The sequence below is a fragment of the Paraburkholderia sp. genome (assembly GCF_035656215.1).
Taxonomy (GTDB): Bacteria; Pseudomonadota; Gammaproteobacteria; order Burkholderiales; family Burkholderiaceae; genus Paraburkholderia.
In genome coordinates, this window is sequence record NZ_DASRSY010000192.1 from 1 (window position 1) to 13,744 (window position 13,744).

16 protein-coding genes are annotated in these 13,744 nt (G+C 60.6%); 8 read left to right on the forward strand and 8 right to left on the reverse strand.

Annotated features, from left to right (window positions below; genetic code table 11):
• The coding region (locus VFE81_RS10955; protein WP_325044615.1) for an FAD-dependent monooxygenase at positions 1-529 on the forward strand (529 nt) is incomplete at its 5' end.
• A 245-nt stretch (positions 530-774) separates the two neighbouring features.
• Entirely contained in the window at positions 775-1,023 is a 249-nt protein-coding gene (locus VFE81_RS10960; protein ID WP_325044616.1) for a hypothetical protein, read from the forward strand.
• Positions 1,024-1,149: 126 nt separating this feature from the next.
• Here the strand turns inward: VFE81_RS10960 and VFE81_RS10965 are convergent, their stop codons facing one another.
• From VFE81_RS10965 to VFE81_RS10975, 3 genes are all read right to left on the reverse strand, one after another.
• Positions 1,150-1,398 (reverse strand): hypothetical protein, encoded by a 249-nt coding sequence (locus VFE81_RS10965; RefSeq protein ID WP_325044617.1) that lies wholly within the window; start codon positions 1,396-1,398, stop codon positions 1,150-1,152.
• A gap of 78 nt (positions 1,399-1,476) precedes the next feature.
• Positions 1,477-1,881, reverse strand: a complete 405-nt coding sequence (locus VFE81_RS10970) for a hypothetical protein (RefSeq protein WP_325044618.1) — start codon at positions 1,879-1,881, stop codon at positions 1,477-1,479.
• Between the two features lie 53 nt (positions 1,882-1,934).
• On the reverse strand, positions 1,935-2,078 hold the full coding sequence (locus VFE81_RS10975; protein WP_325044619.1) for a hypothetical protein: 144 nt from the start codon (positions 2,076-2,078) through the stop codon (positions 1,935-1,937).
• A 552-nt stretch (positions 2,079-2,630) separates the two neighbouring features.
• Here VFE81_RS10975 and VFE81_RS10980 point away from each other — a divergent pair.
• Positions 2,631-3,185 (forward strand): cytochrome b, encoded by a 555-nt coding sequence (locus VFE81_RS10980; RefSeq protein ID WP_414695578.1) that lies wholly within the window; start codon positions 2,631-2,633, stop codon positions 3,183-3,185.
• 334 nt (positions 3,186-3,519) lie between these two features.
• The gene (locus tag VFE81_RS10985) at positions 3,520-4,077 is read left to right on the forward strand and encodes a TauD/TfdA dioxygenase family protein (protein WP_325044620.1); all 558 of its coding nucleotides are present in this window, start codon (positions 3,520-3,522) and stop codon (positions 4,075-4,077) included.
• Between the two features lie 91 nt (positions 4,078-4,168).
• Here the strand turns inward: VFE81_RS10985 and kdgR are convergent, their stop codons facing one another.
• The 3 genes from kdgR to kduI form a co-directional block, all read right to left on the reverse strand.
• Positions 4,169-5,047 carry a DNA-binding transcriptional regulator KdgR gene (gene kdgR / locus VFE81_RS10990; protein ID WP_325044621.1) on the reverse strand — a complete coding sequence of 293 codons (879 nt, stop codon included), beginning with the start codon at positions 5,045-5,047 and terminating at the stop codon, positions 4,169-4,171.
• A gap of 131 nt (positions 5,048-5,178) precedes the next feature.
• Entirely contained in the window at positions 5,179-5,934 is a 756-nt protein-coding gene (gene kduD, locus VFE81_RS10995) for a 2-dehydro-3-deoxy-D-gluconate 5-dehydrogenase KduD (RefSeq protein ID WP_325044622.1), read from the reverse strand.
• Positions 5,935-5,999: 65 nt separating this feature from the next.
• Positions 6,000-6,836 (reverse strand): 5-dehydro-4-deoxy-D-glucuronate isomerase, encoded by an 837-nt coding sequence (gene kduI / locus VFE81_RS11000; protein WP_325044623.1) that lies wholly within the window; start codon positions 6,834-6,836, stop codon positions 6,000-6,002.
• Positions 6,837-7,139: 303 nt separating this feature from the next.
• Here kduI and kdgT point away from each other — a divergent pair, with 303 nt between their 5' ends.
• Positions 7,140-8,159, forward strand: coding sequence for a 2-keto-3-deoxygluconate transporter (gene kdgT, locus VFE81_RS11005; RefSeq protein ID WP_325044624.1), 1,020 nt, complete (start codon positions 7,140-7,142; stop codon positions 8,157-8,159).
• A gap of 57 nt (positions 8,160-8,216) precedes the next feature.
• Here the strand turns inward: kdgT and VFE81_RS11010 are convergent, their stop codons facing one another.
• Together VFE81_RS11010 and VFE81_RS11015 are read right to left on the reverse strand one after the other, a co-directional pair.
• A complete protein-coding gene (locus VFE81_RS11010) occupies positions 8,217-8,816 on the reverse strand; it encodes a GNAT family protein (RefSeq protein WP_325044625.1) in 600 nt (199 codons plus the stop codon).
• A gap of 226 nt (positions 8,817-9,042) precedes the next feature.
• Positions 9,043-10,488, reverse strand: coding sequence for an NAD-dependent succinate-semialdehyde dehydrogenase (locus VFE81_RS11015; RefSeq protein WP_325044626.1), 1,446 nt, complete (start codon positions 10,486-10,488; stop codon positions 9,043-9,045).
• 375 nt (positions 10,489-10,863) lie between these two features.
• On the opposite strand from VFE81_RS11015, the gene VFE81_RS11020 reads away from it, so the two are divergent.
• From VFE81_RS11020 to hpnI, 3 genes are all read left to right on the forward strand, one after another.
• Entirely contained in the window at positions 10,864-11,067 is a 204-nt protein-coding gene (locus VFE81_RS11020) for a cold-shock protein (protein ID WP_007181784.1), read from the forward strand.
• A gap of 212 nt (positions 11,068-11,279) precedes the next feature.
• Positions 11,280-12,701 carry a hopanoid biosynthesis associated radical SAM protein HpnJ gene (hpnJ, locus tag VFE81_RS11025; RefSeq protein ID WP_325044627.1) on the forward strand — a complete coding sequence of 474 codons (1,422 nt, stop codon included), beginning with the start codon at positions 11,280-11,282 and terminating at the stop codon, positions 12,699-12,701.
• On the forward strand, positions 12,698-13,744 hold a 1,047-nt coding region (gene hpnI, locus VFE81_RS11030; protein WP_325044628.1), incomplete at its 3' end, for a bacteriohopanetetrol glucosamine biosynthesis glycosyltransferase HpnI. The genes hpnJ and hpnI, both read left to right, overlap by 4 nt.

A 13,744-nucleotide genomic window follows, 5' to 3' on the forward strand; every position in this document is an offset into this window, starting at 1 on the left:
AAATGTGCAGCGCATGTATTTCCAATGTGATCCTAAGGATTCCGTCGACAACTGGTCAGACGACCGGATCTGGGCCGAACTGCACGCACGCGTCGATTCGCATGACGGCCAGAAAATCGTGGACGGCAAGATCTTCCAGAAGAATATTGTCGGCATGCGCAGTTTCGTGTCGGCCACCATGCAGCATGGCCGCCTGTTTCTTGCTGGCGACGCCGCGCATATCGTGCCGCCTACCGGTGCCAAGGGCATGAATCTCGCGGTTGCCGACGTGCGTGTGCTGACCAGAGCGCTGAATGCGTTCTACGTCGAAAACCGTAGCGATCTGCTCGACAGTTACAGCGAGACCGCGCTCAAACGCGTCTGGCGTGCGGAGCATTTCTCGTACTGGATGACGAGCATGATGCACCGCATTGAAGGTGCATCACCGTTTGAGCAACAACTGCAGGTAGCCGAGCTCGAATACGTGACCACGTCGCGTGCAGCGGCCACCGCGATGGCGGAGAACTATGTGGGCGTCGCCGCCGTATAAGAACGAGCGGGCAGGGCGCGACGTGTGAAACGGGAGATGCGGAGTTAAGCGAAAAATCCCCGCGGCGCCCGGTTCGCATCGGCAAACCCTTGATGGGCGGCCATTCGCCATTGTCGTGCCAAAACCAACAGTGAATTCGGGATTGGAGGATTTATCCGCGTTTGATCCACACCTAGACTGTCTTTGTCGGCTGCACCACCCGTCATATTTGCAGCGCGTGCAAGACAATCTCTGGAGGTGGTTTCATGAAATCGCTCATCAAAGCTGTTGCTATTGCAGTTGTTCTTAGCGCCCCGATCGCGTCGTTTGCGCAATCGAATCAGTCTGCTCCGCAAAGCGCGCAGGCCACGCAAGCGCAAGTTTCCCAACAACAGGGCGCTGCCCAGACTGATACCAGCGGTTATGGTTCGGGCAGCCGTGGCACGTGGCAAGCAGGTCACGGCAGCGATACGGCGGTAAGCTCCTATTCGCCGCCGATCTATAACGCACGTTAAGGGCAATACGAAGTGCGCGGATCATCGCTGCGCTGTTCGACTCGTTCAATATCTGCGAGTCGACTATAAGAGGCCGCTCATCGGAACCTGTTTGGTGTGCGGCCTTTTTTTGTGTCCATCACGCGGTTATTCCGTGCGCAACAAGGTCATCTCGTTGCGCAGCAAAGCCCGCAGGTCCTCGTCAGTAGGCCGCGTACCCCAATGCCGTGCACCGGCGACCGACGCAATCGCAATCCACGAGTGAGGTGGAAACCATTCGCGAAGCATGGCGCCGTCTTGACGCAAACACAACTGGCCGGTCTGTTCGCTGTATTCGGCGGAGATGACCGTGTCGTCGATTTGTGCCGTTACACGCCGTGGATCGTTGCGTATCAAATCGTCGCTCCTGCAAATGGTGTGGGGCGAATACCCGCGCGGGCCGGCCGCGTTAGTGACGCCGCCACGGCCCATGCATTAATGATCGCCCCGGCCGTGATCATCGCCATGGCCATGCCAATTGCCGTGATCGCCACCGTGGTCGCCACCGTGGTCGTGCCAGTCACCGTGCGGGCCGTCGCGATAGCCGCGCGCGTCATGCCATTCACGGTCGCGATGGTGTTCTTCCCACTCGCGTCGTTGCCAATAGCGGTGGCCGTCGTAATAGCGCTCGCCATACCAGCCCGGACTCACCACGACCACCGGCGGTGGTGGAGCGTAGACAGGCGGAGGCGGAGCATAGACCGGCGCGGGCGCATAGGCCACCCCTGGAATGCCGATGTTCACGCCCACATCGACGTGCGCCAACGCAAAGGAAGATGCACCGATCCCCAAGCCTGCAACGATCGCCATGGACAGCCAGTGGCTTCGTGAATTACTCATGATTTATTCTCGGATTTTACGATTGAGAGTGGAGAGCGCTGCTCGCGCAACGCTTAGTAATGGTCGTGGTCGTGATCGTGATAGTGGTCATGATCGTGGTCATGATCGTGGTAGCCACCCTCTGGCACGACGATGCAGCCGCCCAATGCACTCCCGAGAGAGATAGCCAACAGAACCAGCGCGAAAATTCGTTTCATGACGTTGCCCCCTTTTTTATGTGTGATTGAACTCTACTGAGCGGCTGGATTACCGGTGTGTTCGTGTGTAACAGGACGTGTCGATTCCTTCGCATGTCGGCGGGATACATGATCCGGTGTGAGGATACGTTGCAGCGCTGCGATTAGCCTTTCCTCTGGCGAGAAGCCGGCGGCCAACCCGTTGAGCGCGCTATGAAAAATGTCGGACCTTCGTGCATCCGGCGTGTTCGGGCAGGCCGATGCGCATGCGTATGAACAACTCGAATATGCACGGCGTGACATATCTCTGTGTGTATGCCAGACGGATACATTCAGTTGCAGACTCAGGATGAGATCCGGCCTCATGGATCGCCGATCGCACCTTATACGCGGTCACTGGTGCGTTGCGGATGCATTTCCGCCTCATGTGCCTGGCAGAGGTTATCAGACGCGGCATCAGCTTTTCTTAAGATTTAATCCGTAGCATGCCGCGTCAGTGCGCTCAGAATTTGTGTATCCTCGGCGCAAATAAGCGCGCTTCCTCCAATGGCTTAACTGCAGCTAAACATTCTCATGACCATGCGATCCGACCAGGCCAATTTCTCACGCTACGCGTCAGGCTATGACGGCGTGGCCAAGTTTCTTCACTGGCTGGTGGTCTTATTGATCGCTGCGCAGTTTGTGATCGGTTGGACGATGCCGGGCATTCATAAGGGCACGCGACCGGATGGTCTGATCGCGTGGCATCTCGGCGTGGGTGCAACACTGATTGCAGCGGTGGTGGTGAGAATCGTCTGGCGTCTTACGCATACTCCCGCACCTGCATCGCTTTCACCTTTCTTCCGTGTTGTTTCGCACATCACGCACGGTCTTCTTTATGTCGCGCTGGTGGCTGTGCCCTTGTTGGGATGGGCCAATGCGTCTTCGCGCGGATGGTCCGTCAAGCTGCTTGGCGTACTGCCATACCCCAGCATCTCGCCGGTCGGCTCGTCGGTGGGGCATGAAATGGGCGATATCCACGGCTATCTGGCCTGGGTGTTGTTCGCACTGATCGCGCTGCATATTGCGGGCGCGTTGTTTCATCGCTTCGTGCTAAAGGATCAGACATTGCAGCGGATGCTGCCGTGACCCGTTAGTGTGCGTTAGCCGTTTGTTACTGCCCGTCTATTAATCGCTGTCGCCCGTATTCTTGTGGCGGCAGCGAGTCCATCGATATCCTTCCCCGGTGCCTGGATCATGGCGATTTCGACGCCATTGCATCCGCGTGCGATGGTCATGCCCGCGTGCGTGATAAGCACATGAAAAACAAGTGTTTTACGCGCGCCGCTAACGCTGGTTAGATCGAAGATCTGATCCGCGCTCAGCCGATTCGCGCCGTCGCTATCTTCAGCTAAAGATTTTCGCCCTGCGCGCCGCGTGGCGCGCTGATCTGTCTCGTCCTCAGACTTAGGAGTTGCATCGCATGTCGAATCTCAGTCTCGCGACGTCCAACGCACTGGACATTCATCCTGTCACCGGCCGCATTGGCGCGGAAATTCGCGGCGTGCGCCTGTCGGGCCAGCTCGAATCCGCAACCGTCGAAGCGATTCGCGCGGCGCTGGTGCGTCACAAGGTGATCTTTTTCCGCGCCCAGACACACTTGCAGGACGCCGATCAGGAAGCCTTCGCCAAGCTGCTTGGCGAACCGGTCTCGCATCCCACGGTGCCGGTGGTCGACGGTACCGACTACCTGCTCGAACTCGATTCGCATCGTGGCGGCCGCGCAAATTCGTGGCACACGGACGTGACGTTCGTCGACGCGTATCCGCAAGCATCGATCCTGCGCGGCGTGACGATTCCGGAAGTGTGTGGCGACACGGTGTGGGCCAACACCGCCCAGCACTACGCCGTCAACGACTACGGCGACGCTCACCGCGTGGTGCGTCGCGTGACCTTGAAGGGCGACGTGCCGGTCAGCGTCGACGGCCGCCGCAGTTTTACACGCAGCGTCGAACCGAATCCGGCTGTGAAGGCCGCTTGAACAACGCGCGCCGTTTAGGCTTAAGCCGCTGACATCTCGCGGCCCGCGCGCTTGGCCGATCCATCCTCACGACAGGTGTTTCGTGAGGCATTCAGCCCTGCTCGACGGCGGCATGCGCCAACGCCGTCGCTTCGCGATAGCCGAGCCGCGTCGAGATCGCGAGTCCCGATTGCTTGAGTAGCGCGACGTAGTGCGACTTCGTATCCGCACCACAGCGCATTGTCGGAAACGAAATCGACAGACCGGCAATCACGCGGCCGAAGCGGTCGAACACCGGTACCGCGAGACACTGCAATCCCTCTTCCTGCTCCTCGTTGTCCTCGCCGTAGCCTTGCTCGCGCACGCGCGGCAGGATGCTTAGGACGGCTTCGGCGGAGGCGAGGGTCTTTTGCGTCGACTTGCGAAATTCCACATGCGAGAGGACTTCGCGCGCTTCGGCCGGGTCCATCCACGCGAGTAGTACCTTGCCGATCGCTGTGCTATGCAAAGGATTCCGGCGGCCGATCCGCGACTGCATCCGCAGCCCGTAATCGGCGTCGATCTTGTGGATGTAGATGATGGCGTCTTCGTCGAACGCACCGAGATGAATCGCCTCGCGGGTGGCCTGGCCGATGCGGCACATCTCGATGTCGGCCTCGCGCACCAGATCGACGCTCTCCAGCGCCTTCGCGCCGAGTTCGAACAGGCGGATCGTCAATCGGTAGCGCTCGGTTTCGATTTCCTGCGTCACATAGCCGAGTGCTTTCAGCGTCTGGATCACGCGGTGTACGGTGGTCTTCGACATGCCGAGCCGCTGCGACAATTCGCTGATGCCGATCTGTCCGCTGTCGCCGATCGCACCGAGAATTGCGAAGACCCTGCCGATCGATGAAGCCGACTCGCCTCTGTCATTGGCCGTGCCACACGTGCTGTCCGCTTCCTGCACGTGTGCGACGTCGGCGTCCTTGCGCTGCTTGTCCATTGCTGCCATTTCCGTCATTCCCTGTTAATGCCAACCCGATCACAATCCGATTACCGCTCACCACAGCCCGATGTCGACTGAGTCCCGGCGCCGAAAGCATACCGCGTCCCGCGATCACCGTGACCGCTGCTTCTGCCACGCTAGCGTGCAAGCCACCCGCCGTCCACCGCGAGCGCATGGCCGTGCACATAGTCCGACGCGGATGACGCGAGGAACACGACCGGTCCCGCGAGATCTTCAGGCGTGCCCCAGCGGCCCGCCGGAATGCGCCGGACGATTTCTTCGTTACGCTGTGCGTCGCCCCGCAGCGCCGCCGTATTCGCGGTTGCCATGTAGCCCGGCGCGATCGCATTCACGTTGATGCCGTGCCCGGCCCATTCGTTTGCGAGAAGCCGCGTGAGACCGAGCACGCCGCTTTTCGACGCCGTGTAGGACGCCACGCGTATGCCGCCCTGAAACGACAGCATCGACGCGACGTTGATGATCTTGCCGCCGCTTTGCTGCTTCACGAACTGCCGTGCCGCGGCTTGCGAAAGAAAGAAGGCGCTCTTCAGGTTGACGTCCATGACGGCATCCCAGTCGTCTTCGCTGAAGTCGAGCGCGTCCTCGCGGCGGATGATCCCTGCGTTGTTCACCAGCACGTCGACGCGGCCAAATGCTTCGACAGCGGTGCGCACGATGTCGTCGACGGGGGCGATCGACGCGAGGTCCGCGCGCACATCCGCGAAGCCCCGGCCGGTCGCCTTGATGTACGCGGGCGTATCGCCGGCATCGGCGCGGCTCACGCCGACGATGTCGCAGCCGGCCGTTGCGAGCGCGATGGCCATGCCGGCGCCGAGGCCCGCGTTGCTACCGGTGACGATGGCGACCTTGCCGTTCAGATCGAAGATGTTCACGGTGCGTAGGTTCCTTGAATGGCGAAGGTGTCCGGAGTGGCCAGCATGTTGCACATCAAGGCGCGTCAACGCAGATCACGCACCGCGATGTGATCCATATCGCCGAACACCTGGTTCTCGCCGACCATACCCCAGATGAACGTGTACGCGCGCGTGCCGACACCCGAGTGAATCGACCAGCTTGGCGAGATCACCGCCTGTTCGTTATGAACGAGGATGTGCCGCGTTTCGTTCGGCTCGCCCATCATGTGAAAGACGGCCGCGTCGTCAGCGACGTTGAAATAGAAATACACCTCCATGCGGCGCTCATGTGTGTGGCACGGCATCGTGTTCCAGAGGTTGCCCGGTTCGAGCTTCGTCATGCCCATCGAGAGCTGACAGGTGGGCAGCACTTCGGGGACGATGAACTTGTAGATGGTGCGGCGATTGCTCGTAGCGGGATCGCCCAGCGTTTCAGGTGACGCTTGCGCAAGCGAGATCGTGCGGGTGGGATGCGACTCGTGCGCCGGCGCGCAGTTCAGGTAGAACCTGGCGGGGCGCGCCGCGTCGTCGCTACCGAACGCGATGGCCTGCTTGCCCTTGCCGATGTAGATCGCCTCTTCGTTGCGCACCGTATAGCGCGCACCATCCACGTCGACCCAGCCGTCGCCGCCGATGTTGATCGCGCCGAGTTCGCGGCGCTCCAGCAGATAGCCGACGCCGATTGCCTTACCGAGCGAGGTGGGCACCTCGACCGCGCGCGTGGCCGGCCACGCGCCGCCCACGATGATGCGGTCGATGTGACTGTAGGTGAGTTGAAGCGCGTCGCGTTCGAACACCTGCTCGACGAGAAACTGCTTGCGCAGCGCCGTGGTATCCAGCGTCTTCGCGTACTCGCTATTAATGCTCTGTCTCACTTCCATTGTTCTTTTCTCCGGTCAGATTGGGCGCCGTGCCATGCCGTATTGCGGCGCCGGTTTGCTCTCAACTTTAGCGCAGAATCTTCAATTTGGAACGTCGGTCCGAAAATATTGCAATGCCACATTAAGAGCAGTAAGGCTTCTACGCGGGACGCGGGTAAACGATGAGCAGGAAGTCTATCAAAAACGGAACGTTGTTCCTAACACGATGCTATATTGCGCCAAAAGGGAGTCGCCCGGCGTAAGAACGGGACATTACCCCGGGTGATCCACCCGACAACTGGACGCGAAGTCCATGGAGGAGGCATGAAGCTCAAGAAGGCCATCGACCGCATTCCTGGCGGCCTGATGCTGGTGCCGTTGCTGCTCGGCGCCTGTGTTCACACGTTTGCGCCGGGCGGGGGGAAATACCTCGGGTCGTTCACGAATGGATTGATCACCGGCACCGTGCCGATTCTGGCGGTGTGGTTTTTCTGCATGGGCGCGACGATCGACCTGCGTGCGACTGGCGTGGTGCTGCGCAAGTCGGGCACGCTGCTCGTGACCAAAATGATCGTGGCGTGGATCGCGACCATAGTCGCGTCGCACTTTATTCCGATCGACGGCGTCAAGGCGGGCCTGTTCGCCGGGCTCTCGGTGCTCGCGATCACGACCTCGATGGACATGACCAACGGCGGTCTCTATGCGGCCGTGATGCAACAATATGGCAGCAAGGAAGAGGCGGGCGCATTCGTCCTGATGTCGATCGAATCGGGGCCGCTCGTCAGCATGATCATCCTCGGTGCGACCGGCGTCGCGTTCTTCGAGCCGCGGCTTTTCGTCGGTGCGGTGTTGCCATTCCTGATCGGCTTCGCGCTGGGTAATCTGGACAGCGAGCTGCGCGAATTCTTTGGCCGCTGCGTGCATCCATTGATTCCGTTTTTCGGCTTTGCGCTCGGCAACGGTATCGACCTGAACGTGATCGTCACGAGCGGCTTGCCGGGCATCGTGCTGGGCCTCGGCGTGATCGTCGTGACGGGCATTCCGCTGATCCTCGCCGACCGCTGGATCGCGGGCGGCAATGGGGCGGCGGGGCTGGCGGCTTCGTCGACGGCTGGGGCTGCGGTGGCGAACCCGGCGATCATCGGCGAGATGATTCCGCGCTTCAAGCCGCTAGTGCCGGCCGCCACAGCGATGGTGGCGACGGCTTGTCTCGTGACGGCGATTCTCGTGCCGATTCTGACCGCGCTGTGGGTGCGTCGGCATCATGCACGGGATGCGCTGCGCGAGGAGATTGCGGCAGCAACGACGCCGCCACCGCTTGGTGAGCGGGACGTGCACGTTTGATAGAAGCGGCTGGCTTGCGCTTGAACGCGGAGTGAAGTCAGTAATGGGAGGTGGGGCTCATCGCCCCAGCTTCTCCTCCAACATCGCTCTCACTTCCGCCCACTCCTCATCGATGATGCTAAAGCGCACCGAGTTGCGCTTACGACCATCAGGCATGATCCGCTCGTGCCGGACAATCCCTTCCTGTTTCGCACCGATCCGCAGAATCGCCGCTCTCGATTTTTCGTTGAGCTCGTCCGTGGTGAACTGCACGCGCACGCACTGCATCGCGTCGAACGCATGACTCAGCAGAAGGTACTTCGCCTCGGTATTCACCGCCGAGCGCTGCACCGACTTGCTCAACCACGTGTGCCCGATTTCCAGCTTCCGGTTCACCCGATCGACCTTCCAGAACCGTGTGCTGCCGACAATCGTTCCCGTATCGCGCCTGACGATCACGAAGGGCATCACCGTACCGGTCGCGCGTCCGTCAAGCGCGGTTGCAATGTAGCTGCCGATGGTTACGGGTCCTGGCACCACAGTCAGCGTCATGTTCCACAACTCACCGTCCGCGGCGGCATCGAGCAGACCCTGCGTGTGTTCCTGCTGAAGCGGCAGGAGTTCGACGATCTGTCCGATCAGCGTGGGTTGCATGGAGTCAGTGGAGGTGTCGTTCATGATGAAGTCGATTTTCGTTGCATGACTGCAATCATAAAACGTCGAGCAGTCTGAACGAAGCGAATGAGCCGTGACTGAGCCGTGAATCAGCGGACGACTCGACAAGCGAATGCCAATAAAAAAGTCCGCGAATGAACGTTCGCGGACCTTGGCACAGCAATCAAACAGGCAGACGAGGCGGGAAACCTCGCCCTTAAAGCCTTACGGCCTTGCATCCTTCGACGTCTTAAACCGCCATCACCGAAACAGCCTTGGTGACCAGATATGCTTCCATGGCTTCCGGACCGCCTTCCGAACCGTAGCCCGAATCCTTCACGCCGCCAAACGGCATTTCCGGCCAAGGCGTAGCAGGCTGGTTGATCCACAACATGCCGACTTCCATCTGTTGCGACAGCAGATGCACGTTGCGGAACGACTTCGTGAACGCATAGCCGGCGAGACCGAACGGCAGGCGATTCGCTTCAGCGATCGCATCTTCGAGTTTGTCGAAACCACGGATAGCGGCGATCGGGCCAAACGGCTCGTTGTTGAACACGTCCGACTCGAGCGACACGTTGGTCAGCACGGTCGGGGCGAAGAAGTTACCTTCCGAGCCCACGCGTTCGCCACCCGTCTCGACCTTGGCGCCGGTCTTGCGCGCGTCGTCGAGCACCTTGCTCATCGCGGTGAGACGGCGCGCGTTGGCGAGCGGCCCGATGGTCGTGCCTTCGGCCAGACCGTCGCCGAGCTTGAGGCTTTCAGCGTGCTTGACGAGCGCCGCGGAGAATTCTTCGCGAATGCTGTTGTGCACCAGAAAGCGCGTGGGCGAGATACAGACCTGGCCCGCGTTGCGGAACTTCGCGGCGCCCGCGGCCTTGATGGCCAGCTCCACGTCGGCATCTTCGGCCACGATGACAGGCGCATGACCGCCCAATTCCATCGTCGCGCGCTTCATGTGCGCGCCAGCCAGCGCGGCCAACTGCTTGCCGACCGGCGTCGAACCGGTGAACGTGACTTTGCGGATCACCGGGTGCGGAATCAGGTAGCTGGAAATCTCAGCCGGATCGCCGAACACGAGGCCGACCGTACCGGCCGGCACGCCTGCTTCCACGAAAGCCTGCAGCAGCGCCGCCGGCGATGCCGGGGTTTCTTCCGGCGCCTTCACGAGGAACGAGCAGCCGCACGCGAGCGCCGCGCTCAGTTTGCGCACCACCTGATTGACAGGGAAATTCCACGGCGTGAACGCAGCCACCGGGCCGATCGGCTCCTTGAGCACCGTTTGCTGCGCCGCCAGGTTGCGCGGCGGCACGATCCGGCCATAGACGCGGCGGCCCTCGTCAGCGAACCATTCGATGATGTCTGCCGCGGACAACATTTCGACGCGAGCCTCGGCAAACGGCTTGCCCTGTTCCTGCGTCATCAGGCGGGCGATGTCAGACGCGCGCTCGCGCACCAGCGCGGCGGCCCGGCGCATGGTCGTTGCGCGTTCGTTGGCCGGAATCTTGCGCCAGGCTTCGAAGCCGCGCTGCGCGGCGGCCAGCGCCCGGTCCAGATCGGCAATGCCGGCATGGGCCACCTTGCCGATGGCCTTGCCAGTGGCGGGATTGACGACGTCGATGGTTTTGCCGCTGGCGGCGTCGCACCACTCACCGTTAATCAGAAGTCGGGTATCGGTATAGCTCGAGGTGGCCATGCTGGGTTCCTGTAAGTGGGGAAAACGATAGGTCGCGCGGATGATGCATTGGGCTGAACCCGCACGGCCAGAGGAATGGACTGCCGATATCGATTATCTTATCTGATTGCGCGCAATCGCATCGGCCGGTGCGCCCGTCCGGGCTGCGCGGCATGGGTTTTGCTATTCCGGTTGCCGCGGCGGAGGAACGCCTGCCTGAGCGGCGCCGCGCAAACAGGCGTAAAGTCAAGCAGCAGTAGCAGGAACTGTCACGAGCAGGCAGCGATGGATCGTGTCACGAGTGGGTAAAAACAGCACTCGAGATATTGATCGAAAGCCGCAGGTGAAAGACGGTGAATGCAACCCAATCAACCAAGGTGCAAACGAGGAATCGACATGCCAACCGGTACAGTGAAGTGGTTCAATGACGCAAAGGGCTTTGGCTTTATCACACCGGACGACGGTGGCGAGGATCTGTTTGCCCATTTCTCGGAAATTCGCAGCGAAGGCTTCAAATCGCTGCAGGAAAACCAGAAGGTCAGCTTCGAAATCAAGCAGGGACCGAAGGGCAAGCAGGCGGCGGATATCAAGCCGGTGTGAATGTAGTAGCCGGTCCGCACATGCAACGTGTGCGGACCGGAACCCGGCATTAAGCATGTAGAACAATCCGGACCAGGCGTATTTTTTCTTAAGGTTTCCTTCAGCTTTGCTCCGTAGTATTTGCGCGAACGCCCGTATCCCCACGGGCAATAGTTCCGATAGTTTTCCGACAGAAAACTGAAAGCGCCGATCAAAGGCTTGCTGGAGCATTCATGAAAACCCTGTTCTTACAGGCGCCGTCGTACGACGGCTTCGATGGTGGCGCGGGTTCGCGCTATCAGGCCAAGCGTGAAGTGCGCTCTTTCTGGTATCCGACGTGGCTCGCACAGCCCGCGGCACTGGTCCCCGATAGCCGTGTACTCGACGCCCCCGCCGATGGCCTGTCCGTCGAAGCATCGCTCGATATAGCGCAGCAATATGACCTGGTGATTATCCACACCAGCACACCGTCTTTTCCCACCGACGCCCTGTTTGCCGAAGACCTGAAGAAGCGCAAGCCTTCGGTGCTGATCGGCATGGTCGGTGCCAAAGTCGCGGTCGATCCGCACAACTCGCTGACTGCGAGCGATGCGATCGATTTCGTCTGCCGTGAAGAATTCGACTTCACCTGCCAGGAAGTCGCCGAGGGCAAACCGTTCGCCGGGATCAAAGGTCTCAGCTATCGCGCGAGCGACGGTTCGATCGAGCACAACGAAGCGCGCCCGATCCTCGAGAACATGGACGAGCTGCCGTTCGTCGCGCCGGTTTACAAGCGCGATCTGAAGATCGACAACTATTTCATCGGCTATCTGAAGCACCCATACGTGTCGATTTACACGGGCCGCGGTTGCCGCTCGAAATGCACGTTCTGCCTGTGGCCGCAAACGGTGGGCGGCCATCGCTACCGCACGCGTTCGACTGAGAACGTGCTGGAAGAAGTGAAGTGGATTCGCGACAACATGCCTGAAGTCAAGGAGATCATGTTCGACGACGACACGTTCACCGACTTCAAGCCGCGCGTCGAGGAAATCGCTCGCGGTCTTGGGCAATTGGGCGTGACGTGGTCATGCAACGCGAAGGCGAACGTGCCGTATGCGACGCTGAAGATCATGAAGGAAAATGGCCTGCGCCTGCTGCTGGTCGGCTACGAGTCCGGCGACGACCAGATTCTGCTAAACATCAAGAAGGGTTTGCGTACCGACATCGCGCGCCGTTTCAGCGATGATTGCCGCAAGCTCGGCATCAAGATTCACGGCACCTTCATTCTTGGCCTGCCGGGCGAGACGCAGGACACGATCCAGAAGACCATCGAGTATGCGAAGGAAATCAATCCGCATACGATCCAGGTGTCGCTCGCAGCGCCCTATCCCGGCACGACGCTCTACAACCAGGCGGTCGAGAACGGTTGGCTGGAAGAGAACAAGGTCATCAACCTCGTCAGCAAGTCAGGGGTGCAACTCGCGGCGATCGGCTACCCGCATCTGTCGCGCGACGAGATTTATCACCAGCTCGAAAACTTCTATAAGCGCTTCTATTTCCGGCCGTCGAAGATCTGGGAAATTTTGCGCGAGATGCTCACGAGCTGGGACATGATGAAACGGCGCCTGCGCGAAGGCGTCGAATTCTTCCGCTTCCTGCGCGCTCACGAAGCGTGAGCGCCGTGCATCTGCTCGCCGTCACGCTTGCCTATGCGTGTGCGGCGGGTGCGGTTTTCGGCATCGCCTACACGCTGCTGGCGGGTGCGCTGATCGGCCGGTTCTTCGCGCGAGCGGTGTCCCAGCCGACCAGTTTTCCACCCGTCACGATCGTCAAACCGTTGCACGGCAACGAGTGGGCGCTGCTCGCCAATCTGTCGAGCTTCTGTCAGCAGGAGTATCCGGGTCCCGTGCAATTTCTGTTCGGCGTGCACGATTCGGCCGACCCCGCCTTGCAAACCGTCGACGATCTGCGGCGGCTGCATCCGGACGCGGACATCACCGTGGTCGCCGATGCGCGCCTGTACGGTCCGAACCGCAAGATCAGCAACATCCTCAATATGCTGCCGCAGGCCCAGCACGACATACTGGTGTTTGCCGACAGCGACGTGAGCGTCGGGCCGGATTATCTGCGCAATGTGATCGGTGAATTGCAGAAGCCCGGCGTCGGTCTCGTCACCTGCGCGTATCGCGGTGCGCCCGACCCCGGTTTCTGGCCGCGCATGTCGGCCAAGGCCACTAACTACCAATTCCTGCCCAGCGTGGTGACGGGGCTTGCGCTCGGTCTCGCGCGTCCCTGCTTTGGACAGTCCATCGTGATGCGACGCGATACCCTCGAGAAAATCGGTGGGTTCACGCCGTTCGTGAAGCATCTGGCCGAAGATCATGCAATCGGCGAAGCCGTGCGCATGATCGGCGAGAAGGTGGTGATTCCGCCATTCACGATCTCGCATGCTTGCGTGGAATCGAGCGCGACGCAACTGATCGCGCACGAACTGCGCTGGAGCCGCACGATTCGCAGCATCGATCCGCTCGGCCATCTTGGCTCGGCGCTGATTCATCCGCTCGCTTTCGCACTGCTTGCCATCGCCTTCTCGAGCGGCGCGCTGTGGTCGTGGCCGCTCGCGCTGGTTGCCGTATGCGTGCGGCTCGTGCTGAAACTGCAGTCCGATCGCGCGTTGCGACAGGCCCATCGTGACCTGTGGCTGTTGCCGTTATGGGAT